Genomic DNA, 26,997 nt, shown 5'->3' on the forward strand with positions numbered 1-26,997 from the left:
CAGGGTCGGATTTGGCATACCGCAGAGATATAGGCGCAGGCAAGCAGCGGTCCAAGGGGAGAGCCATGATCCGACGGTATGGCGACACGCCCGAAACAGGACAGCGCTATCGCCTGCGGGCCGGCGTCTATGCGATCCTGCCGCGCGACGGCGCGCTGCTGGTCACGTGGCAGGGCGAGCCGCACGACGAGCTGCAATTGCCCGGCGGCGGCATCGACCCGCATGAGAACCCCCTGCGTGCCCTGCACCGCGAAGTGTTCGAGGAGACGGGCTGGAGCATCGCGCGCCCCCGCCGTCTGGGCGCGTTCCGGCGGTTCACGTGGATGCCCGAATACAAGCGCCACGCAGAAAAGCTGTGCCACGTCTATGTCGCCCACCCCGTGCGGCGGCTGGCGGCCCCGACAGAGCCGAACCATACCGCGCTGTGGGTCGACCCTGGGGTTGCGCTGGACGTGCTGGCGAACGACGGGGATGCCGCGTTCCTGCGCGCATGGCTGTCGCGGGTCTGACGACGGCGACACCCACCGAACCTTGCCCCATCGACCCGTTGCCTGTATCGCGCAGCGTCAAGTGTTCCGCAACGCAAAGGCCAGCCCCATGACCGCGCCCAAGAAAGTCGTCCTCGCCTATTCCGGCGGTCTGGACACCTCGATCATCCTGAAATGGCTGCAGACCGAATACGGCTGCGAGGTCGTCACCTTCACCGCCGATCTGGGTCAGGGCGAAGAGCTGGAGCCCGCCCGCAGGAAGGCCGAGATGATGGGGGCGTCCGCCATCTACATCGAGGATCTGCGCGAGGAGTTCGTGCGCGACTTCGTCTATCCGATGTTCCGCGCCAATGCCCTGTACGAAGGGCTTTACCTGCTCGGCACCTCCATTGCCCGTCCGCTGATCAGCAAGCGTCTGGTGGAAATCGCGGCAGAGGTCGGTGCAGATGCCGTGGCCCATGGCGCCACCGGCAAGGGCAACGATCAGGTCCGGTTCGAACTGGCCGCCTATGCCCTGAACCCCGACATCAAGGTGATCGCGCCCTGGCGCGAATGGGATTTGACCAGCCGCACCAAGCTGCTGGAGTTTGCGGAAGCGAACCAGATCCCCGTCGCGAAGGACAAGCGCGGCGATGCACCGTTCAGCGTGGATGCGAACCTTCTGCACACGTCGTCGGAAGGCAAAGTGCTGGAAAACCCCGCCGAAGAGGCACCCGACTACGTCTATCAGCGCACGGTCGATCCCGAGCAGGCGCCCGATACGCCCGAGACGATCGAGATCACGTTCGAACGTGGCGATGCCGTGGCAATCAATGGCGAGGCGCTGTCGCCCGCCACGATCCTGACGAAGCTGAACGAGATCGGCGGACGTCACGGCGTCGGTCGCCTCGATCTGGTGGAAAACCGCTTTGTCGGGATGAAGTCGCGCGGCATCTACGAGACCCCCGGTGGCACCATCCTGCTGGAGGCGCATCGCGGCATCGAACAGATCACGCTGGACAGCGGCGCCGGCCACCTGAAGGACAGCATCATGCCCCGCTATGCGGAGCTGATCTACAACGGCTTCTGGTTCAGCCCGGAGCGCGAGATGCTGCAGGCCCTGATCGACAAGAGCCAGGAGCATGTCAGCGGCACCGTGCGTGTGAAACTCTACAAGGGATCGGCCCGCACAGTCGCCCGCTGGTCCGACTCCAGCCTGTATTCCGAGGCGCACGTGACGTTCGAGGATGACGCAGGTGCCTATGACCAGACCGATGCGCAGGGCTTCATCCAGTTGAACGCGCTGCGCCTGAAGCTGCTGGCCGCGCGCAAGCGGCGTCTGCAGGGCTGAGGCCGTCACAAGAAAGACCCGCCTGCGCGTTGGCGCAGGCTGGGAAACCGATTACTCGTGAAAACCGGGCGAAACAGAACTCGTCAAACTACAAAAATACGCAGCCCGGATAACTGTGATCTTCAAGACTGTCGAAGATACGGGTGACGCATCACCAAAGTTTCACCCGGACCCACATTTTTCTGTCGAATTTTACGACCCGGTGTAGTGGTCACACCCACGTGACACCCGGAACGCCCGCTTGCCCTGTCACCGCCCTCATTCCAAGGTGTGCGCAACAGGAGGAGGCAACATGTCAACACGAGTCCGGATCACGGGTCTGGCGATGCTTGCGGGGGTCGTTGCAGCCCTGTCGCCGGTCGCCGCTGCGGCCCAGCAACAGACCGCAATCGTCGCGGGCGGCTGTTTCTGGTGCGTCGAGGCCGATTTCGAGGGGGTCGCCGGCGTCGGTGACGTGGTCGCGGGCTATACCGGCGGCACCACCGAAAACCCGACCTACAATCAGGTCACGCGCGGCGGGACCGGTCATTACGAGGCGGTGATGATCCCCTTCGACGCCAGCGTCATCAGCTATCGCCAGATCCTCGACCTGTTCTTCCGCAGCGTCGATCCGACCGACGCGGGCGGTCAGTTCTGCGACCGTGGCGAAAGTTACCGCACCGCCGTCTTCGTGGCGACGCAAGAGCAGTCGAACGATGCGACGGCCGCCAAGACTGCGGCCCAGCAGGAACTGGGTCAGCAGATCGTCACGCCCATCGTGCAGGCGGGGCCGTTCTACAAGGCCGAAGATTACCATCAGGACTACTACAAGGGCGACAACCTGATCCTGACGCGCGGCGGGCCCAAGCGGCAGGCCGAAGCCTATGACTTCTATCGCAGCGGATGTGGTCGCGATGCCCGGATCGCACAGGTCTGGGGACCGGATGCGCCGTTTCTGAAGTGACCGAGGTCTGAAGTGGTCGGGGCCTGAAGTGACCGGACCCCGACATGACCCCCATCAGGGCCTGAAATCCTCCAGATCCTTCAGGTCCGGGATCACGTCGGCGGTGCCGTGGCGCGTCACCATCAGCGCCGCGGCCCGCATCGCCAGCTTGATCGCCTGCGCAATCGGCTGGCCGCGGTCTAGGCCCGCCATGACATAGCCGGTAAAGGTGTCGCCAGCCCCCGTCGTGTCCACCGGCGTCACGGGGACCGCGTCGAAATGTCGGTGCCCCTGCGGCCCGAACCAGTCGGCGCCGTCAGCCCCCAGCGTTACGATCACGTCGCGCACACCCAGATCCTGCGGCTCCTTGCCCGTGGCGGCGCGCAACTGGTCCGCCTCGACCCGGTTCAGGAACAGCAGGTCCAGATGCGGCAGCACCGCCTGCACACGATCCGCATCGAAGGGGGCGGCGGCATAGGCGACGCGCAGCCCCATCTTGCGGCCGAGCGTGGCTGCGGTCCGCTGCAGGTTCGTCTCGTTCTGGATCAACAGCCAATCGCCCGTCTGCGCCTCGGCCATCGCCTCTTGCAGGATGGATTGCGGGATCGCGTCGTTGGCACCGGGGAACAGGATGATCATGTTCTCGCCGTGGCTGTCCACGGCGATGACGGCCTGTGCGGTATCCTCCTCGACTCGTGCGATGAAACGGGTATCGACGCCGTATTCCATCAGTCGGTCAACCGCCCATTCGCCGTCGTCGCCCACGGCCCCGATGTGGTGCACGGTGGCGGCGGCGCGGGCGGCGGCGACGGACATGTTCGTGCCCTTTCCGCCCAGATAGATCTCTCGTCCGGTGGACCGCAGCGTTTCGCCGCCCGTGGGGATATGCGGCACGGCATAGACGAAATCGGCGTTGATGGACCCGAGGTTCCAGATGGCCATAGTCTCAGCTCCTTTGATCGCGCTCAGCCGACTTTGCAGGCGGCGATGACCGCCATGTTCAGGATGTCGTTCACCGTGCTGACGGTCGAACAGATCTGGATCGGCTTGTCGATGCCGGTCAGGATCGGCCCGATCACCGTGGCCCCCGCCATCTCCTGCATCAGTTTCACGCTGATGCTGGCGGAATGGCGGGCGGGCACGACCAGCACGTTGGCAGGCCCGGTCAGGCGGCTGAACGGGTAATGCGCCTGTGCGGCGGGGTTGAGCGCGACATCGACGGTCATCTCGCCCTCATATTCGAAATCGACGCCGCGTGCGTCCAGCACGGTGGGGGCGATGTGCATCTTCTCGGCCCGTTCCGACACCGGATAGCCGAAGGTGGAAAACGACAGGAACGCCACACGCGGTTCAAGCCCCAGATCGCGGGCCACGGCGGTACCGCGTTCGGCGATGTCGGCCAGATCGTTCTGATCCGGCCATTCATGCACCAGCGTGTCCGCGATCAGCACGATCCGGCCCCGGTTCAGCACCGCCGTGACACCCACTGCCCCGTCATGCGGGCTGGCGTCGAAGACGTGGTTGATCAGTTCCAGCACATGCGCCGATTTGCGCGTGGCCCCGGTCACCATTCCGTCCGCATGCCCATGCGCCAGCATCAGCGCAGCAAACACGTGCCGGTCACGTGCCGCGAGCCGGTGCACGTCCTGCCGGTCATGTCCCTTGCGCTGCAGCCGCGCATAAAGGAACGCCTTGTAAGTCTCCAGATGCGGGGTGTTGGCAGCGTTCACCACCTCCAACTCGGGGATCGCGTCGGCCAGCCCTTCGGCGGTCAACAGCGCCTCGACATCCTTGGTGCGACCGACGACCAGCGCGCGGCCCAACCCCTGCCGCTGATAGGCGATGGCGGCCCGCAGCACCCGTGGATCGTCGCCTTCGGTAAAGATCACGCTGGCCTGTGCCGCCCGCGCCCGTGCATTCAGACCGCGCAGCATGTTGGCCGTGGGGTCCATGCGGGACTTCAGCGATGCGGTATAGGCCTCCATGTCGATGATCGGCCGCCGCGCCACGCCCGTCGCCATGCCTGCCTGCGCCACGGCGGGCGGGATGCGGTGGATCAGACGGGGATCGAAGGGTGTCGGAATGATATAGTCGCGCCCGAACGCCAGCTTCTTGCCATAGGCGACGGCGACCTCCTCCGGCACGTCCTCTCTCGCCAGCTGCGCAAGGGCATGGGCGCAGGCGATCTTCATCTCGTCGTTGATGGCACGGGCATGGATATCGAGGGCACCGCGGAACAGATACGGAAACCCCAGCACGTTGTTGACCTGATTGGGATAGTCGCTGCGCCCGGTGGCGACGATCGCATCAGGGCGAACGGCGTGTGCCTCCTCCGGCGTGATCTCGGGGTCCGGGTTCGCCATGGCGAAGATCACCGGATCGGGCGCCATGGACGCGACCATATCCGCCGTGACGGCCCCCTTGGCGCTGACGCCCAGGAACACGTCGGCACCCTGCATCGCCTCTGCCAATGTACGGGCGGGTGTGTTCGCGGCATGTGCGGATTTCCACTGGTTCATGCCGTCGGTACGACCCTGCCAGATGACGCCCTTGGTGTCGCACATGATGCAGTTGTCGTGCCGCGCGCCCATCGTCTTCAACAGTTCCAGACAGGCGATTCCGGCAGCCCCTGCGCCGTTCAGAACGATGCGCACATCCTCGATCCGCTTGCCCGACAGGTGCAGCGCGTTCAGCAGACCCGCCGCACAGATCACCGCCGTGCCGTGCTGGTCGTCGTGAAAGACGGGGATGTCCATCTCTTCCTTCAAGCGCTGCTCGATGATGAAGCACTCGGGCGCCTTGATGTCCTCCAGGTTGATGCCGCCGAAGGTCGGCCCCATCAGACGCACGGCATTGCAGAAGGCGTCGGGATCCTCCGTATCCAGCTCGATGTCGATGGAGTTCACGTCGGCAAAGCGTTTGAACAGGACCGACTTGCCTTCCATCACCGGCTTCGACGCCAGCGCGCCCAGATTGCCCAACCCCAGCACGGCGGTGCCGTTGCTGATGACGGCGACCAGATTGCCCTTGTTGGTGTAATCATAGGCGGTCGCTGGATCGTCGCGGATTTCCAGACACGGCACCGCGACGCCGGGCGAATAGGCAAGGCTCAGATCGCGCTGGGTGGTCATGGGGACGGTCGCCGTCACCTCCCACTTGCCGGGGGTGGGTAGCAGGTGGAACGCCAAGGCATCCTCGCGCGTGTGCTTTTGCCGTGTCATCGCCACCCTCCCGTGCATGAGCGCCAAGGTGTAACGTGCAGGCCTGCACCGCTCAACGCCTTTCATCACGGTGACGGGCCTGATACCGAAGGGCAAGCGCCGGGGGATGACAATGAACGACACCGTCACGCCGATGATGGCACAATATCTGGCCCTCAAGGCCGGTTATCCCGACGCGATCCTGTTCTATCGCATGGGCGATTTCTACGAGATGTTCTTCGACGATGCGGTCGCGGCGTCGGCAGCCCTCGACATCGCGCTGACAAAACGGGGCAAGCATTTGGATGCCGACATCGCGATGTGCGGCGTGCCCGTACACAGTGCCGAAAGCTACCTTTTGACACTGATCCGCAAGGGTTTCCGCGTGGCCGTCTGTGAACAGATGGAAGACCCCGCCGAGGCGAAGAAGCGCGGATCGAAGTCGGTGGTCCGGCGCGACGTGGTACGGTTGGTCACACCGGGCACGCTGACGGAGGATAGCCTGCTGGACGCGCGGCGGCACAACTTCCTTGCTGCCATCGCACAGGTCCGCGACGAGGTGGCCCTCGCCTGGGCCGACATCTCGACCGGCGCGCTGCGGGTCATGGCTTGTCCCATGTCGGGCCTCGGCCCGGAACTGGCGCGCCTCGCCCCGCGCGAGGTTCTGGTAGCCGATGGGGATGACACGACCCTGCGCGGGATCGTGGAGGAGACGGGCGCAAGCCTGACCACCCTCGGGCGGTCGTCCTTCGACAGCACGCAGGGCGAACGCAGGCTGTGCGCGCTGTATGACGTGGCCTCGCTCGACGCATTCGGCACGTTCCACCGGGCAGAGGTGGCGGCCCTCGCGGGCCTCGTCGCCTATGTGGAGACGACGCAGAAAGGCAATCTGCCCCTGCTGCGTCCGCCTGTGCAGGAACAACGCGAGGCGATCATGCAGATCGACGCCGCCACGCGGCGGTCGCTGGAACTGACCCACGCGCTGGGCGGTGGACGCGCGGGCTCGCTGCTGGCCGCCATTGACCGGACCGTAACGGCGGCGGGGGCACGTCTGCTGGAACGGCGGCTGTCTGCCCCATCACGCCGGATCGAGGTGATCGCGGCACGGCAGACGGCGATCGCGACGCTCGTGGACGATCCCGCGCTGACGCGCGACCTGCGTGAGCATCTGGCGCAGGTGCATGACCTTGACCGCGCCCTGTCCCGGGTGGCGCTGGATCGGGGTGGTCCGCGCGACCTCGCGGCGATCCGCAACACCATCGAGCAGGCAAAACGCCTGCATCAGAGCCTGATCGGCACCGATCTGCTGCCAGAGGCGCAAGCGGCCCTCATCGGCCATGACGACATTCTGGCCCTTCTGGACGCCGCGCTGGTCGCCGAGCCACCCCTGCTGGTGCGTGACGGCGGCTTCATCGCCACGGGCCACGACGACGCCCTCGACGCCGCTCGCCACCTGCGTGACGAAGGCCGCGGCGTCATTGCGCAGATGCAGGCCGACTTCATCGCGCAAACTGGCATCGCGGCGCTGAAGATCAAGCATAACAATGTGCTGGGCTATTTCATCGAGACGACCGCCACCCATGCGGAACGCATGATGGCCCCGCCGCTGTCGCAGACCTTCATCCACCGGCAGACGACCGCCAATCAGGTGCGTTTCACGACTGTCGCGCTGAACGAGATCGAATCCCGCATCCTGAACGCGGGCGGTGAGGCGCTGGAGATTGAAAAGCGGCTCTATGCAAGGCTTTCAGGGTCTGTTCTGGCGCAACATGCTGCCCTCGGTCAGCTGGCCCGCGCACTGGCCGACATCGACGTGACCGCCGCCCTTGCCCATCTGGCCCGCGCCGAAGGCTGGGTGCGCCCGGTGATCGACGACAGCCGAGATTTCCAGATCACTAGTGGCCGTCACCCGGTCGTCGAAGAGGCGCTGCGCAAGTCCGGCACGCCGTTCGTCGCGAACGATTGCGATCTGAGCGATACACCGATCTGGTTGCTGACCGGCCCGAACATGGCCGGCAAATCCACCTATCTGCGGCAGAACGCGCTGATCGCGATATTGGCCCAGACCGGGGCCTATGTTCCGGCGACACAGGCCCGCATCGGTATCGTCAGCCAGATCTTCAGCCGGGTCGGTGCCAGCGACGACCTCGCACGGGGGCGGTCCACGTTCATGGTCGAAATGGTGGAAACGGCGGCGATCCTCAATCAGGCGGACGACCGCGCGCTGGTCATCCTGGACGAGATCGGACGCGGCACGGCGACCTATGACGGCCTGTCGATCGCCTGGGCGACACTGGAACACCTGCACGACGTCAACCGCTGCCGCGCCCTGTTCGCCACGCATTACCACGAGATGAGCAACCTGTCCGCCAAGCTGGCTGGCGTGGACAATGCCACGGTCAGCGTCAAGGAATGGGACGGTGACGTGATATTCCTGCACGAGGTGCGCCGCGGCACGGCGGATCGCAGCTATGGCGTGCAGGTCGCGCGGCTGGCGGGCCTGCCGCCGTCGGTGGTGGCCCGCGCCAAGGTGGTGCTTGAGGCGCTGGAAAAGGGCGAACGCGAAGGCGGAGCCGCCCGCCGCGCAGTGATCGACGATTTGCCGCTGTTCGCTGCAGCGCCGCCGCTGCCGCCGAAGGCAGTCGTGAAACAATCTGCTGTCGAAGACCGGCTGCGCAACATCCACCCGGACGATCTGTCACCGAAGGATGCGCTGGCGCTGATCTACGATTTGAGGAGTCTGCTGAACGACGAGGCGTCTTAGAGCAGCGGGCCCCGTTCTTCGGGTCACAAATATCCCGGGGGGCCGCCGGGGGTCCACCACTGGTCCGAGCACCAGCCGGCGACGGGGCTGGCCCCCCAGCTTGATCGCCGCGCCGCGCGCGGCGAAACCTCAGTTTGCAGGCATCGACGACACGCCGACCTGTGCGGGGCGCAGCAGGCGGTCGTGCAGCATGAACCCTTCGGTCGAGACCTGGATGATGTGGCCGGACTTGGTGCCGGGCACGGGTGCCTCGAACATCGCCTGATGCAGGTTCGGATCGAACTTGTCGCCGACCTCCGGTACGATGGGGTCGATGCCGTGCTTCTTGAACACCGACAGCAGTTCCCGCATCGTCAGCTCCACGCCTTCCAGCAGCGCCGCGTTGGCCGACTTGTCGGCCTCTTCGGCGGACTGCAAGGCGCGGCGCAGGTTGTCGTAGATCGGCAGCAGATCGCGCGACATGCGAGAGGAGCCGTAATTCTCGGCCTCCTTCCGGTCGCGGTCGGCGCGTTTGCGCGTATTTTCCGCGTCGGCCAACGCGCGCATGAACTTGTCGCGCATGTCGTCGCGCTCGGCTTCCAGCGTGGCAATCCGGGCCAGAACGTCGTCGCCGGCCGCATCCATCGCATCGCCTTCGGCGGCCATCTCATCCAGGCTCATCGGTTCGGAGTTCTCGTTGGACATGGTCACTTCCTGTCAGGAGCGGTCGGCGATCATCTGGCCGACCCGCTGTGCGGTATAGTTCACGATGGGCACGATCCGCCCATAGTTCAGTCGCGTCGGACCAATGACGCCGACGGCGCCGATGATCTTGCGGTCGGCGTTCATATAAGGAGAAACGACCAGACTGGAACCCGAAAGTGAGAAAAGTTTGTTCTCGGACCCGATAAAGATGCGCACGCCGTCGCCCTCCTCGGCCAGTTCCAGGAACTGTGCGATGTCCCGCTTGCGCTCCAGATCGTCGAACAGGCTGCGGATGCGGTCGATGTTGCCGGCCTGATCCGCATCGTCGAGCAGATGGCTGCTGCCACGCACGATCAGGCGTTCGTTCTGCTCGCCTTCGTTTTCCCACAGCACAGCCCCGGACTGCACCAGTTCGGCGGCGAGCGTGTCGATTTCCTGCCGCCGCGCCTTGATTTCACGTGCGATGACGGTGCCGAGGGTAGAGAGGGTCTGCCCTTCGGCGATGGCGTTGAGGAAGTTCGCGGCCTCTCGCATCGACGACGGGGTCTGCCCCGGCGGCGGGGTGAAGATGCGATTTTCGACGTGGCCGTCGGCAAAGACCAGCACGACCAGCGCCCGCGCGGGCGACAGCGACACGAACTCGATATGCCGGATCGTTGCCTCGTGCTTGGGCGTCAGCACAAGGCTTGCGACCTGCGTGACACCCGACAGCGCGGACCCCACGCGGTCCAGCAGACTGGCCACGTCGTCGGCCCCATTGCCCAATGTCTGGTCGATGCGCGACCGATCCTCGCCTGACAGATCGCCAACCTCGAGCAGGCCATCTACGAACATCCGCAGGCCCAGTTGCGTCGGCACGCGGCCCGCACTGACATGGGGGCTGCCCAGCAGGCCGAGGTATTCCAGATCGTTCATCACGTTGCGGATTGTCGCGGCACTGACCTGTTCCGTCAGGGTCCGGGTCAGCGTGCGACTGCCGACAGGCGATCCGGTTTCGAGATAGCCCTCGACGATGCGACGAAAGACCTCGCGAGAGCGGGCCGTCATGGCATCGAGATGGGGCGTGCGGTCTGGCATGAAGGTCCGTCTGAGGGTGGCAGCGTTAAATCCCGCAATGCGGTCACGTCAATCGTGACGCGGAGCGGGCTTGGATTTCATAGATGGGCGGCGTATCCGACGAACGCAACCTAGAAAGGACCTTGCCCATGCGCCCCTCCGGCCGTCGCACCGATCAGATGCGCGATGTCAGCATCGACACCGCCGTGACCCGCCACGCCGAAGGATCGTGCCTGATCCGCATGGGTGACACCCATGTGCTGTGCACCGCCAGCATCGACAACCGCGTGCCGTCGTTCCTCAAGAACTCGGGCCTGGGCTGGGTGACGGCAGAATACGGCATGCTGCCCCGCGCGACCCACAGCCGGATGCGGCGCGAGGCGAAGGACGGCCAGAGCGGCCGCACGCAGGAGATCCAGCGCCTGATCGGTCGCGCCCTGCGGGCCGGTGTCGACCGCGTCGCACTTGGCGAGCGGCAGATCACGATTGACTGCGACGTGATCCAGGCCGATGGCGGGACGCGGTGCGCCGCGATCACAGGCGGTTGGGTCGCATTGAAGCTGGCGGTCAACAAGTTGATGAAGGCGGGGTTGGTCATCAGCGACCCGCTGGTCGATCCGGTCGCGGCCGTGTCCTGCGGCATCTATGCCGGGCAACCGGTGCTGGATCTGGATTACCCCGAGGACAGCGAGGCGGGCGTGGACGGGAACTTCATCATGACGGCGGGCAAGCTGATCGAGATCCAGATGGCCGCCGAAGGCGCAACGTTCAGCCGCAGCCAGATGGATACGCTGTTGGACCTCGCCGGTGGCGGCATCGAGGAGCTGCACCGCATCCAGCGCGAGGCGGTGGCATGAGGCGCTTTTCAGGCTCTAATCTGGTGATTGCGACCCATAACACTGGCAAGCTGGAAGAAATCGCCGATCTGCTGGCGCCCTATGGCGTCACGCTGTCGTCGAACGCCGATCACGGCTTGCCGGAACCGGACGAGACGGAGACGACCTTTGCGGGCAACGCCCGGATCAAGGCCCATGCCGCGGCGCAGGCGACGGGTCTGCCTGCGCTGGCCGATGATAGCGGAATCGAGATCGACGGGTTGGGCGGCGCGCCCGGGGTGAATACCGCAGACTGGGCCGAGACGCCGCAGGGGCGCGATTTCGGCCTGGCCATGCAGCGGGCGTGGGACGCGTTGCAGGCAGCCGACGCCCCCTACCCGCGCACCGCACGGTTCTGCTGCACGCTTGTCATGGCGTGGCCGGACGGACATGACGAGGTGTTCGCCGGTGTCATGCCGGGGCAGATCGTGTGGCCGGGGCGCGGCGGTCAGGGGCATGGCTATGACCCGATCTTTCAGCCGGATGGCCATGAGCTGACCTTCGGCGAGATGGATCGTTGGGAAAAGAACCGCATCAGCCACCGGGCCGACGCCTTTGCCAAACTTGTGGCGGGTTGTTTTGCCTGAGGATCGCATCCCGGCGGACGACTGGCGCGCGGGCGGCTTTGGCCTCTATCTGCACTGGCCGTTCTGCAAGGCGAAGTGCCCCTATTGCGACTTCAACTCTCACGTCGCGCCACAGATCGACGAGGCCCGCTGGCAGGCCGCCTATCTGACCGAGATCGACAGGCTGGGCGCGCAGACCGAAGGGCGCGTGCTGCAATCGGTGTTCTTTGGCGGCGGCACGCCCAGTCTGATGTCACCTGATCTGGTGGACGCGATCCTGCGGCGGATCAGGGCGACATGGCCGATGGCGAACGACGCGGAGATCACGCTGGAAGCGAACCCCACATCGGTCGAATCGGGCCGTTTCGAGGGCTATCGCGCGGCGGGCGTCAACCGCGTCTCTCTTGGTGTGCAGGCCCTGAACGACCATGATTTGCGGCGGTTGGGGCGGATGCACACGGCGGCCGAGGCGATGACGGCGTTCGATACGGCGCGCGGGATATTCGAGCGCGTCAGTTTCGACCTGATCTATGCGCGGCAAGATCAGACGCTGACAGCGTGGCGTGCGGAACTGGCGCAGGCCTTGACCTTGGCGGTCGATCATCTGTCGCTGTACCAGCTGACGATCGAGGATGGCACCGTCTTTGGCGCACGTGCAGCGGCCGGTCAGTTGCGCGGCCTGCCCGACGACGATCTGGGCGCCGACATGTATCTGATGACGCAAGAAATGTGCGCGGCGGCAGGCATGGGCGGGTACGAGGTATCGAACCACGCGCGCGACGGATCGGAGAGCCGCCATAACCGCATCTACTGGCAATCGGGGGACTATGTCGGGGTCGGGCCGGGGGCGCAGGGCCGCCTGACACTGGACGGCCATCGCTGGGGTACATCCACGCCGCTGGCACCGATTCCATGGTTGCGGCAGGTCGAGACGATGGGCGCCGGCGAAGACGCGAGAGAGGCCATCGACGCGCATGCGCATCGGACGGAGCTTCTTCTGATGGGTCTTCGGCTGCGTGACGGAATCGACACGGCGCGATTGCACGCCAATGGCATCGACACGGCAACGACGGCGATCACCGATCTGGTAGACCTCGGGCTTATTGCGGATGATCCGGACCGACTGCGGGTTACCGACACCGGGCGACCCGTCCTGAACGGTGTGCTGCGCGCGATCCTTGCGGATCAGTCGCCGGTCAGCTGACGCATCAGATCATCGAGCTGCGCGAGGTCGCGGTAAGCGATCGTCAGCTTGCCCCCATCCTGCCCCGGCGTGTGATCGATCGTCACCATCATGTGCAACGCGGCTGAAAGCTCGCGTTCCAGCATCACCGTGTCCGCGTCCTTGACGCGGGGGCGTCCCGCACGCTCGCCGGGGGCGCGCACGGGTTCGCTGGGTTTGCGTGCCAGCTTTTCCGCATCGCGCACCGACATCTGCCGCGTGATGATCTGCTGTGCCAGCGTCACGGCGTCGGGATGGCCGACGAGTGTCCGCGCATGACCGGCCGTCAGTTTGCCGTCCGACAACCAGCCCAGCACGCTGTCTGGCAGGTTCAGAAGACGCATCTGATTTGCGATGTGACTGCGCGATTTGCCGAGTGCCGTGGCAAGCTGGTCCTGCGTGTGGCCGAACCGCTCCATCAACTGCCGATAGCCTGCAGCCTCGTCCACCGGGTTCAGATCGGCACGCTGGATGTTCTCGATGATGGCGATTTCGAGAACTTCGGTATCGTTGAAATCCCGCACCAGGACCGGCAGCTCGTGCAACTGCGCCATCTGCGCGGCCCGCCAGCGGCGTTCACCTGCGACGATCTCGAACTTCGATGCGTCTTCTGGCGCGACACGTACGATCAGGGGTTGAATGACCCCCTTTTCGCGGATCGACGCGGCCAGATCAGCCAATGCGTCGGCATCGAAGGTGCGGCGCGGCTGATCGGGATTGGGACGGATCCGCTCGATCGCGATGACCTGATCGGGGCGTTTAGCGCCAGATCTGGTATCTTCAGACTGGTCTATCGCAACATCTGCCATAAGGGCAGACAAACCGCGCCCGAGTCCACGGGTTTTCGGGGGCATGGACATCAGCTGACCTTCTGAAGTTGGGGATTGTCTTTCGCCATCAGCTCTCTTGCCAGTTGACGGTAGGCCTGACTGCCTGCGGACTGACTGTCGTAGGTGAGTGCTGGCATAGCAAAGGATGGCGCCTCGCTGAGCCTGACATTGCGCGGGATGACGGTCGTGAACACCAGCGCGCCGAGGTTTTCGCGGGCGTCAGCCTCGACCTGCTGGGACAGGTTGTTGCGCCGATCATACATCGTCAGAACGACACCCGCGATCCGCAGCGACGTATTGGCGGTCTGTCGGACCTCTCTGATCGTAAGCATCAGCTGCGACAGACCTTCGAGAGCGAAGAACTCGCTTTGCAGTGGTACGATGACCGAATGTGCCGCGACCATGGCGTTCACTGTCAGGATGTTGAGCGACGGCGGGCAATCGATCAGAATGTAGTCGAACCCGAACCTGTCCATCGGAAGCTGCCGCAGCGCATCGTGCAGCAGAAACGACCGCTTCTCGTTCGAGATCAGCTCGATATCCGCAGAACTGAGGTCTGTGGTTGCGGGAATGATCGAAAGGCGCGGAACAGTCGTGGGTTGGATCGCCTCGTCCGGCGTCGCATCGCCGGCCAGAAAGTCATAGGTCGTTACCGCACGCATCTGTGGCCCGATGCCAAGGCCGGTCGATGCGTTGCCCTGCGGATCGAGGTCGATCAGCAACACGGATTGCCCAAGCTCGGCCAAGGCCGCACCCAGATTGATCGTCGTGGTCGTCTTGCCCACCCCGCCCTTCTGGTTCGCAACGGCGATGATACGGGCGGCGTTAGTCATGGGTGCCACGCTGGATATTCCTGATGTCAAGGATGCAGGCGTCTGGGTCTGTTACGCTTGGGCGAGCGGATAGGTCGAAAGCCCAGTTGCGACGCGCCAAGACAACCTCGTCATCGTAGGAGCGGCCTTTTTGGAACAGCGCGACGCCGTCATGATGCATCAGGCGCGACGCAAATTCCAGAAGGTTCGGCAATGGTGCAAGGGCACGCGCCGTCACGACGTCGGCCGCAAGATGTTCGACGGCCTCGATCCTGTCCGCCCTGACCGTGGCGGACAGTGTCAGGCGCCGGATCACCGTTCGCAGGAAGGCGGCCTTGCGTTGATCGCTCTCGATCAGGATGAACGACAGATCCGGGCGCGCCACCTTTGCCATGATCGCCAGCACCAGTCCGGGGAGACCACCCCCACTCCCCAGATCCACGACACGTTTGGCGGAAATGGGCAAGAGAGCAAAAAGTTGAGCAGAATCGGCGATGTGCCGGTCCCAGATATCGGTCGTCGTCGAGGGTGCGATCAGATTGATCTTACGCGTCCATTGCAGCAACAGATCGTGATACACCGACAAGTTGTCCTGTGTTTCACGTGAAACATCGGCGAGTCCGTCCCACGTCGCCATCAGATGGCACGGCCCAGCACCGCTTTGCGCAAGGCGGCCGAAATCAGCAGGGTCGCGGCTGGCGTCATCCCTTCGATATGTCGCAACTGTGCCATATTGCCGGGACGCGTGCGGGCAAGTTTCAGCTTGAGTTCGTTCGACAGCCCGGACAGGCCTTCGAATGCGAAGTCTGCGGGGATCACTGTGCCTTCATCCTGTTGCAGCGCGGCGATATCCCGCTCCTGCCGTTTGATATAATGCGCATAGAGCGCATCGTTCCGGATCTGGGCGCCGACGATCGGGCTGATGCTTTGCAAATCAGGCTGTAGCGACGTCAGCACGTCGAATGTCACGTCGCTCAACGACAGCGCCGCAAGCGCGCTGCGGCGCGGGCTTTCGGGATTGATGTTGACCCCGGCATCGGACAGATCGGCGGCGGACAGATCGATTTTGCTCAGCACCTCGCGTGCATCGTTCATCGCCTGTATCTTGTCAATAAAGCTCGCCCACCGCAGATCATCGACAAGGCCAAGGTCGCGACCCAGCGGCGTGAGGCGCTGGTCCGCATTGTCGGCGCGCAGGACCAGTCGAAACTCTGCCCGCGACGTGAACATGCGATATGGCTCGGTGACACCGGCACGCGTCAGATCGTCGATCATAACGCCGATATAGGATGTGGCACGGCTGAAAATCAAGGGCGTGTCCCCCCGCGCCTGACGTGCGGCGTTCAGCCCGGCGACCAGACCTTGGGCCGCGGCCTCTTCATATCCTGTTGTGCCATTGATCTGGCCTGCAAGGAATAGACCCGGACACATCCGCAGTTCCAGAGTCTGAGTCAGATTGCGCGGATCGACGTAGTCGTACTCGATCGCATACCCAGGCTGCAGGATTTTCGCCTGCTCCAGCCCCATGATCGAATGGACATAGTCCTCCTGCACATCTACGGGCAGCGACGTCGAGATCCCGTTGGGATAGACGGTATCCGTCGTCAGGCCTTCGGGTTCGAGGAAGATCTGATGCGACGACTTATCCGCAAAGCGCGTCACCTTGTCTTCGATGGACGGGCAATAGCGTGGGCCGAAACCGGAAATATGGCCGCCGTACATGGCTGACCGACCCAGATTGTTTCGGATGATGTCGTGCGTGCGCTCATTCGTATGCGTCACGCCGCAGGCGATCTGACGCGCCGTAACCGCAGTCGACATGAAGGAAAACAAACTTGGTTCGGCATCGCCGTCCTGCACGGACAGGCGATCCCAGTGAATGCTCCGCCCATCCAGCCGCGGGGGTGTCCCCGTCTTGAGCCGCCCCATGGTCAGACCCAGATCATCCAGACGCTCTGCCATGCGGACCGCGGCCCGGTCGCCCATGCGTCCACCAGCGTGGGTCTGATCGCCGATGTGAATCACGCCTCGGAGGAACGTGCCAGTGGTCAAAACCATGGTCCGGGTCATCATCCGTGTTCCGTCAGCCAAAACAGCCGCAGAAATCGTCGTCGCGTCGCATTCGAAATCGACAACCTCGCCGATGATGACGTCAAGCGCCGGTTGTCGCGCAATTACATGCTGCATCGCGGCCCGGTAGAGTGCCCGATCAGACTGCGTCCGCGGCCCCTGAACCGCAGGCCCCTTCGTTCGGTTCAACAGGCGGAATTGGATGCCAGAGACATCCGCGACCCGTCCCATGGCACCGCCAAGCGCGTCGATCTCGCGAACCAGATGGCCTTTGCCGAGCCCACCGATCGCTGGATTGCAGGACATCGTCCCAATGCCGGCCTGATCAAGCGTCACCAGCGCCGTGACAGCGCCACTACGCGCCGCTGCAAGGGCAGCCTCGCATCCGGCGTGACCGCCGCCGACGACGATGACGTCGTAATGTTTCACGTGAAACATCGCCTATTTCCCAATGCAAAAACTGCGAAAGATCTCGTCCAGAAGGTCCTCTACATCTACCCGCCCCACGATCATGTCAACCGCGCGCGTCGCTGCCCTGATGTCCTCCGCCATCAAATCGGACGGCCCAACTACATTGATGGATGCCAGAGCATCATCGATATAATCGCAAGCCGACGTCATTGCAGCCAAATGCCGTTCACGGATCGCAAGGCCTGCGTTGGCAGAACGTGCGGTCAACGTTTGCGTGACGGTTGTGATCATCGCATCCACACCGTGCCCCGTCAGACCGGACACGCCGTCGCCGGCCTCATCGACCTTGGCGCGCACCAGCAGATCGCCAGGCTGCAAGGGTAGCGGGATCTGATCCCCTTCTTCCAACAAAAAGATCCGCAGGTCCGCGGCACGCGCACGTTCCAAAGCCAGATCGACACCGAGGCGTTCGACGACATCCTCCGTCTCTCGGATACCTGCCGTATCGAGCATGGTGACCGGCAGCCCATCAAGATCCATGCGAACCTCGATCACGTCGCGCGTTGTGCCGGCGATATCTGACGTGATGGCAGCCGGACGACCGGCAAGCCTGTTGAGCAGCGTCGATTTTCCGACATTCGGTCGCCCGACGATCGCCACTTCATACCCCGTCCGGATGCGTTCCGCTGACCCTGCCCCGTCGATCTGCCTCGTCAGATCGGCACGCGTGCGCCTCAACAGAATTTCGACATCGGGCAGGATGTCGACCGGCACATCCTCATCGACGAAATCGATCGTCGCCTCGATCAATGCCGCAGCCCGGATCAGGTTCAGACGCCAGCGTTCTGCAAGTGTCCCGAGTGCACCTGAAAAAACACGGACGGCCTGACGTCGTTGCGCCTCCGTCTCGGCATCGATCAGATCGGCCAGACCTTCGACCTGGGCGAGGTCAAGCCGTCCATTGTCCAGCGCGCGACGGGTGAATTCCCCCGGGCCAGCTGGACGCGCCCCACGATCCGACAAACACCGCGAGACCGCCGTCACGACAGCGGTACTGCCATGCACCTGAAATTCCACGACTTCTTCACCGGTGAAACTCTGACCTGCCGCAAATCGCAAGACGAGGGCCTGATCCAGCACGACACCCTCGCTGTCGCGCAAGACACGCAGCCCGCGCGACTGGGGCAGACCGACCATCATCCGGCCTGCAATCGTCGCGGCATCCGGTCCCGACAGCCGTATCACCGCCACGCCCGCCCGTCCCGGCGCAGTGGCCAGCGCATGGATCGTATCGGTCACGGCCACCATAAGGGCATCATCCGATCAGGTATTCATCGAGTCGAAGAAATCGGCGTTCGTCTTGGTCTGCTTCAGCTTGCCGATCAGGAACTCGATGGCGTCGGTCGTGCCCATCGGGTTCAGGATGCGCCGCAGCACATAGGTCTTGGCCAGATCGCTCTTGTCCACCAGCAGCTCTTCCTTGCGTGTGCCGGATTTCAGGATGTCCATCGCCGGGAACACCCGCTTGTCGGCCACCTTGCGGTCCAGCACGATCTCGGAGTTGCCGGTGCCCTTGAATTCCTCGAAGATCACTTCGTCCATCCGCGATCCGGTATCGATCAGCGCGGTTGCGATGATGGTCAACGACCCGCCCTCTTCGATGTTGCGTGCCGCACCAAAGAACCGCTTGGGCCGCTGCAACGCGTTGGCGTCCACACCACCGGTCAGGACCTTGCCAGACGACGGAACCGTCGTGTTGAATGCACGTCCAAGGCGGGTGATCGAATCCAGCAGGATGACGACGTCGCGCTTGTGCTCGACCAACCGCTTTGCCTTTTCGATGACCATTTCCGACACGGCCACGTGACGCGTCGCAGGCTCGTCAAAGGTCGAAGAGACGACCTCGCCCTTCACGCTGCGCTGCATATCGGTGACTTCCTCCGGCCGTTCGTCGATCAGCAGGACGATCAGATAGATCTCCGGGTGATTCTTCTCGATCGAATGCGCGATATTCTGCAACAGCACCGTCTTGCCGGTGCGCGGTGGTGCGACGATCAACGACCGCTGACCCTTGCCGATCGGCGACACGAGGTCGATGATCCGTGCGGACCGATCCTTCTTGTCGTGCTCGCTGTCCACTTCCATCTTCAACCGCTCATCCGGATACAGCGGCGTCAGGTTTTCGAAAGCGACCTTGTGCTTGGTCTTCTCGGGGTCCTCGAAATTGATCTTCTCGACCGTCTTCAGGGCAAAATATCGTTCGTTGTCATTGGGTTCCCGCATGGTCCCTTCCACCGTATCGCCGGTTGACAGCGAATACTGCCGGATCATCTCGGGTGAGACGTAGATGTCATCGGGTCCGGGCAGATAGTTCGCACCGGGCGAGCGCAGGAAACCGAAACCGTCCTGCAGCACCTCCAGCACGCCATCGCCGCCGATCAGCCACTCCTCGTCGGCGCGCTCGCGCAGGATCGCGAACATCATGTCGCCCTTGCGCATCGTCGAGGCGTTCTCGATCTCCAGCTCTTCGGCCATGGCCAGAAGATCCTTGGGACTCTGTGCCTTGAGGTCGGCGAGGTTCAGACGGTGTTCGGACATGGGGATATGGTTCCAGACGCTATGACGGGCGCTTCGCAAAAGGACAGGACAGGAAAACGTCAACGCCCGGACGGGCAACGCCCTTTCCGCATAGTCGTCCATCAGGTCAAAGTCAATCTGGCCTCAGAACGGCTTCACGATCACGGCGATCACGGCGATCACCATCAGCACCGTCGGCACCTCGTTGGCCATGCGATAGGTGCGACCACTGCGCGTGTTCCGCCCCTCGGCGAACTCGCGTCGCCGGCCCGCCATCCACATATGCGCCGCCGTCATGGCCATGACTGCGCCCAGCTTGGCCCAGCCCCACACCGCCCCGAAATCAAGGCCGCCCATCCCGACCATCAGTCCACCACAGACCCAGGCCACGATCATCGACGGATTCATGATTAGGCGCAGCAGTTTTTGTTCCATGACCCGGAACGTCTTGTCGACGTCGGACCCCACCTTGGCCTGTTCCGCATGATACACGAAAAGCCGCGGCAAATAGAACAAGCCCGCCATCCATGCGATCACCGCCATGACATGAAGGGCCTTGATCCAATCGTAATAAGGCAGAAGCCAGCCCATGATCTTGTCCCCATCCCAGCACGCTCTCTTCCTTAAAGAATAAAGATAGAAAGAAAAGATGATGATGATTTAGGTAGGACCAGAATCTGTGGATCAAATCTTCATCCAGAGCTTTGTCCACAGGACGTGTCGGACCGAACCCAGACATTGTCGGTTTGCTAATCGGTTAAATGTAATAGAATCAATGATATATGATATATTTTTCGAACGACTTCCCGTCCATCTCGGGTTGACTCCCGGACACGTGAAAGCTGTCCACACCCCCGACTTGTCCCGTCCACATCTTAAGGATCTGTTCATGATCATGAAGGTTGTCCCCCGCACCACGCCCGTTCTCAGGACGTGCGCCGGATTCCGGCATATCGTGCCCACATGTCACCCCCGGTTATCCACATGACTCAGCCCCTCATCCTCGCCAGCGGATCGGCGATCCGGGCGACGCTGCTGCGCAACGCCGGTGTCGCTTTCGACATCGTAAAGCCACGCGTCGACGAGGATGCAATCCGCGCGGCCCTTCAGGCAGAGGAGGCCACGCCCCGCGATGTGGCCGACACCCTGGCCGAGATGAAGGCCTCCCGCGTCGCTGCGCGCCACCCCGACGCCATCGTCATCGGGTGCGATCAGGTGCTGGCGCTGGGGTCGGACATCCTGTCGAAACCCACCTCACCCGCCGAGGCCACAGCACAGCTGACAGCCTTGCGCGGACGGTCGCATCAGCTGCTGTCCGCCGCCGTCATCTATGCCGAAGGCCGACCGCAATGGCGTCATGTCGGTGTGGTCCGCCTGCACATGCGCGACGCAAGCGACGCCTATCTGGCCGATTACGTCGCCCGGAACTGGGACGAGATCCGGCAGTGCGTCGGCAGTTATCAACTCGAGGCCGAAGGCGTGCGGTTGTTCACCCGGATCGAAGGGGATTACTTCAATGTCCTTGGTCTCCCCCTGCTGGAGCTCTTGTCATATCTGACGTTGCGCGGGACACTCGCCGGATGACCGACGCAGCCACCACACGCCCCGCCGTGCCCCTTGCCGGGGTCATCGGAAACCCCATCGGCCAGTCCCGGTCGCCCTTGATGCACAAGCACTGGCTGCAACGCTATGGCCTGCGCGGGGATTACGTCCCGCTGCAAGTGCGAGAGGGCGATCTGGACGCGGTGATCCGCGCCCTGCCCCGTATGGGTTTCGTCGGCGCGAACGTGACGATCCCGCACAAGACCGCCGTGCTGCGCATCGCGGACCATGTCTCCGACCGGGCGGCAGCGATCGGGGCGGCGAATACGCTGATCTTTCGGGATGACGGATCGATCCATGCGGACAACACGGACGGCTACGGTTTCATGGCCAATCTGCGTGCCGGTGCGCCGGACTGGGATCCGCGTGGGGGCCCTGCCGTCGTGCTGGGTGCCGGCGGTGCTGCGCGGGCCATTCTCGTGGCGCTGGCCGATGCGGGGGTGCCGCAGATCTTTCTGGCCAACCGCACCCGCAACAAGGCCGATGGGCTGCGCGCCGAATTCGGTGACCACATCAAGGTCGTTGACTGGACCGAGGTATCCGTGGCGTTGCCGCAGGCGAACCTGCTGATCAATACCACGTCGCTCGGGATGACGGGTCAGCCGCCGCTGCACATCGACCTCGATACCTTGCAGCCCCATGCCACCGTCACCGATATCGTCTATGCGCCGCTACAGACGCCGCTGCTGTCGGCGGCCGCCGCGCGGGGCTGCGTCACGGTCGACGGGTTGGGGATGCTGCTGCATCAGGGTGTGCCGGGATTCGAACATTGGTTTGGTCGGCGGCCAGAGGTGGACGACGCACTGCGCGCCGCCGTGCTGGTGTGACGCACCTGCTGGGCCTGACCGGGTCCATCGGCATGGGCAAGAGCACGACCGCGACCATGTTCCGTGACGCGGGCATCCCCGTCTGGGATGCGGATGCGACCGTTCATCGCCTGTACGACGTGGGCGGTGCCGCCGTTCAGCCCATCGGTGCAGTGTTTCCCAGTGCCATCGCGGACGGTGCCGTGTCGCGCCCGACCTTGAACCGCATCCTGTCGGGCGACCCCGGCGCCCTGCCCCGCCTTGAATCCATCGTGCATCCCCTCGTCGCCGCCGACCGCGATGCGTTCATCGCGGCGCAGACCGGACCGCTGGCGGTGTTCGACATTCCCCTGTTGTTCGAGACGGGCGCGGATGTGTGGCTCGATACCGTGCTGGTGGTCAGTGCACCGGCGGATGTGCAGCGGCAACGCGTCATGGCCCGGCCCGGCATGACGGACGAGACCTTCGCCCTCATTCTGTCGCGGCAGATGCCCGACGCCGACAAGCGCGCCCGCGCCGATGTGGTGATTGACACACTGACGCTGGACGGCACGCGCGATGCGGTGCATGCCCTGATCCACACAATCACAGGCCGAAGCCATGCGTGAAATCGTTCTCGACACTGAAACCACCGGATTCGAGCCTGAAGACGGCGACCGCATCGTCGAAATCGGTGCGGTCGAACTGATCAACCACATGCCGACGGGCCGCACCTATCACCAATACATCAATCCCCAACGCACCATGCCGCAAGGCGCGTTCGAGGTGCACGGTCTTGGTGACGATTTCCTGCGCGACAAGCCGGTGTTCGCGGCCGTCGCACAGGATTTCCTCGATTTCATCGGGGCCGACGCGCGGCTGGTGATCCACAACGCCGCCTTCGACATGAAGTTTCTGAATGCAGAACTCGGCTGGGCGAAAAAGCCGCTGATCGCCGCCGACCGCGCGCTCGATACGCTTGCCATCGCGCGCAGGCAGTTTCCCGGCTCGCCCGCATCGCTGGATGCGCTGTGTCGGCGGTTCGGGATCAACAACGATGCGCGGACGCTGCACGGCGCGCTTCTCGATTCCGAGATCCTGGCCGAAGTGTATCTGGAGCTGATCGGCGGTCGTCAGCCCGATTTCGGCCTTGCGACGCAAGGCCAGCAGGCGGCATCGACCACCACGAACGCAAAATGGCGCGCCAAACCGCGCGAGAAGCCCCTGCCCCCGCGTCTTACGGCAGAGGAAGCCGCCGCCCATGATGCCTTCGTGGCGAAACTGGGCGACGACGCGGTGTGGAAGAAGCTGGCCTAGTTCAGCGGCTGATCGGCCTGCGCCCGCTTCTGCGCCTCGATCTGCGCGGCGAGTTTCGCGCGATACAGGGCGACGTAGTCGAACTGATCGAGGCTCAGCGACTGGAAACCGCCCTCGCGCGTCATGTCGGCCACCAGCTTGCGGATATAGGGGAACACCAGCCGCGGGCATTCGATCATCAGATAGGGACCCATCTGTTCGTCCGGCACGCCCTTGATCTGAAACACGCCAGCATAATCGATTTCCAGCACGAACAGCATCTCGCCCTTGTCGCGGGTCTTGCTGGTGATGTTCAGCTTGGTGATCACCTCGAACTGGTCGTCGCCGCCACGTTTGCGGGCATCCACATCGACTCGGGCCTGGATGTCGGCGGCTGGATCGCCCGTCACACCCTTTTGCGCAAGAATGTTCTCGAACGACATATCGCGGACGTATTGCGCGATGATGCGGTTGGTGACCTGTACGGGTTGTGCTGGTTTCGCCTCCGGCGTCGCCTCGCCGTTGGTCACGGGGGCGTCGGGCGCGTCGGTGGTGTCGTTTTCGGCCATCTGATGTCTCCTCACACGGGTTTGAGGCGGTGCATATCAGGCGCAGTGGGCCTTCTCAATGCCGGGTCCAGCCGGATGGCCCCTGCGACGGGCCGTGCGTCGGCCGCTTGTCGGCGTCGAGCGTTTCGAAATCGCCGTCGATCACGCGGTCGTCGGGGTGTGCGGGTCGTGTCTGTGTTGGCTGCGGTCCCATCTGGAACTGCGCGAACCGGACGCGGGCCTTGACGGCGCGGAACACGCGGGCGCGCACGGCCGGGATCAGCAACAGCAGACCGCAGGCATCGGTAAAGAACCCCGGCGTCAGCAGCAGCATACCGGCGAACAGCACCATCGCGCCATTGGCCAGCGGCTCTGACGGGTCCTGCAACGTGGCAAACGACTGCCGCAGGCGGCCCAGCTCTGCGGCGCCTTGCGTGCGGACCAGCCAGGTGCCCAGCACCGCCGTTGCCAGGACGATCAGCAGTGTCGACCACAAGCCGATCAGCCCGCCGATCTGAATGAACAGGGCGATCTCGATCAGTGGCACGGCGATGAAGGCCAGCAGTAACGGCATGTTCCGGGTCCTTTGGTCACGGGGTCGGGCGCACGTGTGGACTTGGCGCCCCACCGACCCTAGATAGGAAAGGACAGCGACGGTTACCAGCCGCCCGGAAAGAGGATCCCATGAACGCACCCATCATCCAACTGCTCGTCCTTGCAGGAATTGCCATTTTCCTGATCCTGCGGTTGCGCGGCGTTCTGGGCACCCGCGAAGGGTTCGAAAAACCGCAGGTTCCCGTGGAAAAGACCAACACTGCACTGGCGCGACGCGATTTCGAAGTGATCGAGGGCGGCCCCGACCGCGACATCACCGATCATGCGACGGACGGCAGCGACACCGCACAGGCCCTGACCGCGATGAAACGCGTGGACCCGTCGTTCAACGTGACGAAGTTCCTGACAGGTGCGCGGTCCGCCTATGAAATGATCCTGATTGCGTTCGAGCATGGCGATCTGGAAACCGTCAGGGATTTTATCTCGCCGGAAGTGCACGACGCGTTCGAGCAAGTCGTCCATCAGCGCGCCAACCAGGGCCTGACCGTCAAGGCCGTCTTCGTCGGCATCAGCGATCTGAGCCTGAAGGAAGCGACCTTCGATCCGCAGACGAAAGAGGCCGAGATGACCGTGCGGTTCACGGGAGAGATGAACTACGTCGTGCGCGACATGGCGGGAGAGATCGTCGACGGCGATCCGAATGCGATCAAGCGACAGAAGGACGTCTGGACCTTTGCCCGCGTGATGGACAGCACGGATCCGAACTGGCGTCTGGTTGCCACCGGCGAATGATCGGACGCGCGGCCCTTGTTGCGCTGTCATTGACGGGAACCGCCACGATGGCCGCACCGACATACACCATTCTGGGTTACGACGATCTGGACGGTTGGGCTGCCGATGACCATGCGGCGGCCCTTGCCGTCTTTACGCAGACCTGCGGTGACATCGCCCGCCCCGACTGGGCCCGCCTGTGTGCCCATGCCAAGGACGGCCCCGCTGCCCGCGACTTCTTCGAGACGTTCTTTCTGCCCGTCTTGATCGAGGATGGCACGCCCATGCTGTTCACCGGCTATTACGAGCCGGAGATCACGGGCAGCCTGATCCCGGACGAGACCTATCGCCATCCGATCTACGCGCTGCCGCCCGACGGCACCGCCGGCACCTACAGCCGGCGCGAAATCGAGGAAGATCAACCGTTCCGCGGCCTCGATCTGGAAATCGCTTGGCTGGCGGACCCGGTCGATCTGTTCTTTCTGCAGGTGCAGGGATCCGGTCGCATCCGCATGCCCGGCAACCACATGATCCGCGTGGGTTATGCGGGCAAGAACGGGCGTGATTACACGTCGATCGGGATGGCGCTGGTGGATCGCGGTGTGTTCACCGCCGATCAGGTATCGGCCCCCGTGATCCGTCAATGGGTGCGCGACAACCCCGAACAGGGTCAGGCGTTGCTGTGGCAGAACGACTCCTATGTCTATTTCCGCATGGTGAACGAGGTGCCGCCGGAACTGGGGCCGCTGGGTGCGATGAACCGCTCCATCACGCCGCTGCGCAGCATCGCCGTCGATCCGGCGATCACCCTGCTGGGTGCGCCCGTGTGGATCGAAAAGGACGGTGACGATCCTCTGCGGCGGCTGATGGTGGCGCAGGATACCGGGTCCGCCATCAAGGGCGCACAGCGTGCCGACGTGTACTATGGCACGGGCGATGCCGCCGGTGTGGCCGCCGGGAACGTCAAGGATGGCGGCCGCATGGTCGTGTTGATGCCGGTCGAATATGCCCTGTCGAAACTGCGCGACCCGCTGGCGTACTGATGCGGCGGCCCCGGCATCTGTCGCCCGATGACAAGGCGGTGTGGGACATGGTGCGCGCCCGCGTGCAGCCGTTGCACGCCGAACGCCGCGAAGCGCCCGCGTCCGATGTGAAACCCACACCGCCGCGCCCGATGCCGGACCCCGCCCCGCCGTTGCCGTCCTTTGCGGTGGGTGCCCGCGCCGAGATTGCCCGCCCGCACGACATTCTGCCGCCCCTGCGCGACCGGCTGCGCAGCGCGCCCATCGCGATGGACACCAAGAGTTTCCTGCGGATGAAGGCGGGCAAGCTGAAGCCCGAAGGGCGGATCGACCTGCATGGCATGTATCAGGACGAGGCCTATCCTGAACTGATCGCCTTCATCCTCAAGGCGCAGGGTGCCGGCAAGCGTCTGGTGCTGGTCATCACCGGCAAGGGCCGTCTTGGTGACGGTTGGGCACCGGACGGGCGCGGCGTGCTGCGCCGTCTGGTGCCGCAATGGCTGCAGCTGGCCCCACTGGCGCAGGCGGTGATGGAGGTGCGTCCCGCCCATCTGAAGCATGGCGGCGACGGGGCCTATTACGTCTATCTGCGCCGTCGCAAGTAACCGCCT

Annotated in this window: 27 protein-coding genes; 14 read left to right on the forward strand and 13 right to left on the reverse strand. The window is 63.9% G+C overall.

What is annotated here, in order from left to right; translation table 11 throughout:
* The first annotated feature begins 65 nt into the window (after window positions 1–65).
* The 3 genes from BMX16_RS08805 (at window position 66) to msrA (ending at window position 2,761) form a co-directional block, all read left to right on the forward strand.
* Window positions 66–509, forward strand: coding sequence for an NUDIX domain-containing protein (locus tag BMX16_RS08805; protein WP_089901881.1), 444 nt, complete (start codon window positions 66–68; stop codon window positions 507–509).
* 88 nt (window positions 510–597) lie between these two features.
* Window positions 598–1,818: an argininosuccinate synthase gene (locus BMX16_RS08810; RefSeq protein WP_089901884.1), complete on the forward strand. Its 1,221-nt coding sequence runs from the start codon at window positions 598–600 to the stop codon at window positions 1,816–1,818.
* A 292-nt stretch (window positions 1,819–2,110) separates the two neighbouring features.
* Window positions 2,111–2,761, forward strand: coding sequence for a peptide-methionine (S)-S-oxide reductase MsrA (gene msrA, locus BMX16_RS08815; protein ID WP_089901887.1), 651 nt, complete (start codon window positions 2,111–2,113; stop codon window positions 2,759–2,761).
* A 54-nt stretch (window positions 2,762–2,815) separates the two neighbouring features.
* Here msrA and BMX16_RS08820 read toward each other — a convergent pair whose 3' ends face one another.
* The gene (locus BMX16_RS08820) at window positions 2,816–3,682 is read right to left on the reverse strand and encodes a ribokinase (protein WP_089901890.1); all 867 of its coding nucleotides are present in this window, start codon (window positions 3,680–3,682) and stop codon (window positions 2,816–2,818) included.
* 23 nt (window positions 3,683–3,705) lie between these two features.
* Window positions 3,706–5,961 carry an NADP-dependent malic enzyme gene (locus BMX16_RS08825; protein ID WP_089901893.1) on the reverse strand — a complete coding sequence of 752 codons (2,256 nt, stop codon included), beginning with the start codon at window positions 5,959–5,961 and terminating at the stop codon, window positions 3,706–3,708.
* Between the two features lie 112 nt (window positions 5,962–6,073).
* On the opposite strand from BMX16_RS08825, the gene mutS reads away from it, so the two are divergent.
* Window positions 6,074–8,704 (forward strand): DNA mismatch repair protein MutS, encoded by a 2,631-nt coding sequence (gene mutS, locus BMX16_RS08830; RefSeq protein WP_425434016.1) that lies wholly within the window; start codon window positions 6,074–6,076, stop codon window positions 8,702–8,704.
* 129 nt (window positions 8,705–8,833) lie between these two features.
* Here mutS and BMX16_RS08835 read toward each other — a convergent pair whose 3' ends face one another.
* Both BMX16_RS08835 and hrcA read right to left on the reverse strand, forming a co-directional pair.
* The gene (locus BMX16_RS08835) at window positions 8,834–9,388 is read right to left on the reverse strand and encodes a nucleotide exchange factor GrpE (protein WP_089901896.1); all 555 of its coding nucleotides are present in this window, start codon (window positions 9,386–9,388) and stop codon (window positions 8,834–8,836) included.
* Between the two features lie 12 nt (window positions 9,389–9,400).
* Window positions 9,401–10,465: a heat-inducible transcriptional repressor HrcA gene (hrcA, locus tag BMX16_RS08840; protein WP_089901899.1), complete on the reverse strand. Its 1,065-nt coding sequence runs from the start codon at window positions 10,463–10,465 to the stop codon at window positions 9,401–9,403.
* Window positions 10,466–10,593: 128 nt separating this feature from the next.
* On the opposite strand from hrcA, the gene rph reads away from it, so the two are divergent.
* The 3 genes from rph to hemW are packed head-to-tail and all read left to right on the forward strand — an operon-like array spanning window position 10,594 to window position 13,089.
* Window positions 10,594–11,301, forward strand: a complete 708-nt coding sequence (rph, locus tag BMX16_RS08845) for a ribonuclease PH (RefSeq protein WP_089901902.1) — start codon at window positions 10,594–10,596, stop codon at window positions 11,299–11,301.
* On the forward strand, window positions 11,298–11,906 hold the full coding sequence (gene rdgB / locus BMX16_RS08850) for an RdgB/HAM1 family non-canonical purine NTP pyrophosphatase (protein ID WP_089901905.1): 609 nt from the start codon (window positions 11,298–11,300) through the stop codon (window positions 11,904–11,906). Before rph ends, rdgB begins: the two co-directional genes overlap by 4 nt.
* Window positions 11,899–13,089 carry a radical SAM family heme chaperone HemW gene (gene hemW / locus BMX16_RS08855; protein WP_245731441.1) on the forward strand — a complete coding sequence of 397 codons (1,191 nt, stop codon included), beginning with the start codon at window positions 11,899–11,901 and terminating at the stop codon, window positions 13,087–13,089. Before rdgB ends, hemW begins: the two co-directional genes overlap by 8 nt.
* On the opposite strand, the gene BMX16_RS08860 is transcribed toward hemW, so the two are convergent.
* The 7 genes from BMX16_RS08860 to hemJ form a co-directional block, all read right to left on the reverse strand.
* Entirely contained in the window at window positions 13,071–13,967 is an 897-nt protein-coding gene (locus BMX16_RS08860) for a ParB/RepB/Spo0J family partition protein (RefSeq protein WP_089901908.1), read from the reverse strand. The two genes, hemW and BMX16_RS08860, sit on opposite strands and share 19 nt — an antisense overlap.
* Window positions 13,967–14,770 carry a ParA family protein gene (locus BMX16_RS08865; protein ID WP_089902074.1) on the reverse strand — a complete coding sequence of 268 codons (804 nt, stop codon included), beginning with the start codon at window positions 14,768–14,770 and terminating at the stop codon, window positions 13,967–13,969. Before BMX16_RS08865 ends, BMX16_RS08860 begins: the two co-directional genes overlap by 1 nt.
* The gene (gene rsmG / locus BMX16_RS08870; RefSeq protein WP_245731442.1) at window positions 14,763–15,329 is read right to left on the reverse strand and encodes a 16S rRNA (guanine(527)-N(7))-methyltransferase RsmG; all 567 of its coding nucleotides are present in this window, start codon (window positions 15,327–15,329) and stop codon (window positions 14,763–14,765) included. The genes BMX16_RS08865 and rsmG overlap by 8 nt, the downstream gene beginning before the upstream one ends.
* Window positions 15,330–15,385: 56 nt before the next feature.
* Window positions 15,386–17,257, reverse strand: a complete 1,872-nt coding sequence (gene mnmG / locus BMX16_RS08875; protein WP_089901916.1) for a tRNA uridine-5-carboxymethylaminomethyl(34) synthesis enzyme MnmG — start codon at window positions 17,255–17,257, stop codon at window positions 15,386–15,388.
* A 3-nt stretch (window positions 17,258–17,260) separates the two neighbouring features.
* A complete protein-coding gene (gene mnmE, locus BMX16_RS08880; RefSeq protein WP_089901919.1) occupies window positions 17,261–18,538 on the reverse strand; it encodes a tRNA uridine-5-carboxymethylaminomethyl(34) synthesis GTPase MnmE in 1,278 nt (425 codons plus the stop codon).
* Window positions 18,539–18,553: 15 nt separating this feature from the next.
* Complete coding sequence (rho, locus tag BMX16_RS08885) at window positions 18,554–19,828, reverse strand: transcription termination factor Rho (RefSeq protein WP_089901922.1); 1,275 nt, start codon at window positions 19,826–19,828, stop codon at window positions 18,554–18,556.
* A gap of 123 nt (window positions 19,829–19,951) precedes the next feature.
* On the reverse strand, window positions 19,952–20,398 hold the full coding sequence (gene hemJ, locus BMX16_RS08890) for a protoporphyrinogen oxidase HemJ (protein WP_089901925.1): 447 nt from the start codon (window positions 20,396–20,398) through the stop codon (window positions 19,952–19,954).
* A 393-nt stretch (window positions 20,399–20,791) separates the two neighbouring features.
* Between hemJ and BMX16_RS08895 the strand changes: the two genes are divergently transcribed.
* Genes BMX16_RS08895 through dnaQ form a run of 4 tightly spaced genes read left to right on the forward strand, consistent with a single transcriptional unit; the run spans window position 20,792 to window position 23,511 of the window.
* On the forward strand, window positions 20,792–21,391 hold the full coding sequence (locus BMX16_RS08895; protein WP_089901928.1) for a Maf family protein: 600 nt from the start codon (window positions 20,792–20,794) through the stop codon (window positions 21,389–21,391).
* Window positions 21,388–22,236 (forward strand): shikimate dehydrogenase, encoded by an 849-nt coding sequence (locus BMX16_RS08900; protein ID WP_089901931.1) that lies wholly within the window; start codon window positions 21,388–21,390, stop codon window positions 22,234–22,236. The genes BMX16_RS08895 and BMX16_RS08900 overlap by 4 nt, the downstream gene beginning before the upstream one ends.
* Entirely contained in the window at window positions 22,233–22,823 is a 591-nt protein-coding gene (gene coaE, locus BMX16_RS08905; RefSeq protein ID WP_089901934.1) for a dephospho-CoA kinase, read from the forward strand. The genes BMX16_RS08900 and coaE overlap by 4 nt, the downstream gene beginning before the upstream one ends.
* Window positions 22,816–23,511 (forward strand): DNA polymerase III subunit epsilon, encoded by a 696-nt coding sequence (dnaQ, locus tag BMX16_RS08910; RefSeq protein ID WP_089901936.1) that lies wholly within the window; start codon window positions 22,816–22,818, stop codon window positions 23,509–23,511. The genes coaE and dnaQ overlap by 8 nt, the downstream gene beginning before the upstream one ends.
* On the opposite strand, the gene secB is transcribed toward dnaQ, so the two are convergent.
* Together secB and BMX16_RS08920 are read right to left on the reverse strand one after the other, a co-directional pair.
* Complete coding sequence (gene secB, locus BMX16_RS08915) at window positions 23,508–24,059, reverse strand: protein-export chaperone SecB (RefSeq protein WP_089901939.1); 552 nt, start codon at window positions 24,057–24,059, stop codon at window positions 23,508–23,510. The genes dnaQ and secB overlap by 4 nt on opposite strands.
* Window positions 24,060–24,114: 55 nt before the next feature.
* On the reverse strand, window positions 24,115–24,612 hold the full coding sequence (locus BMX16_RS08920) for an FxsA family protein (protein ID WP_089901941.1): 498 nt from the start codon (window positions 24,610–24,612) through the stop codon (window positions 24,115–24,117).
* 110 nt (window positions 24,613–24,722) lie between these two features.
* On the opposite strand from BMX16_RS08920, the gene BMX16_RS08925 reads away from it, so the two are divergent.
* From BMX16_RS08925 to BMX16_RS08935, 3 genes are read left to right on the forward strand one after another with little or no spacing between them, the layout of a single operon-like run.
* Entirely contained in the window at window positions 24,723–25,385 is a 663-nt protein-coding gene (locus tag BMX16_RS08925; RefSeq protein ID WP_089901944.1) for a Tim44/TimA family putative adaptor protein, read from the forward strand.
* Window positions 25,386–25,432: 47 nt separating this feature from the next.
* Window positions 25,433–26,407 carry a murein transglycosylase A gene (gene mltA / locus BMX16_RS08930; RefSeq protein ID WP_089902077.1) on the forward strand — a complete coding sequence of 325 codons (975 nt, stop codon included), beginning with the start codon at window positions 25,433–25,435 and terminating at the stop codon, window positions 26,405–26,407.
* Complete coding sequence (locus BMX16_RS08935) at window positions 26,407–26,991, forward strand: Smr/MutS family protein (RefSeq protein WP_089901947.1); 585 nt, start codon at window positions 26,407–26,409, stop codon at window positions 26,989–26,991. The genes mltA and BMX16_RS08935 overlap by 1 nt, the downstream gene beginning before the upstream one ends.
* Window positions 26,992–26,997 lie beyond the last annotated feature (6 nt).

Origin of the sequence: Loktanella fryxellensis (assembly GCF_900110065.1) — a bacterium.
Taxonomy (GTDB): Bacteria; Pseudomonadota; Alphaproteobacteria; order Rhodobacterales; family Rhodobacteraceae; genus Loktanella; species Loktanella fryxellensis.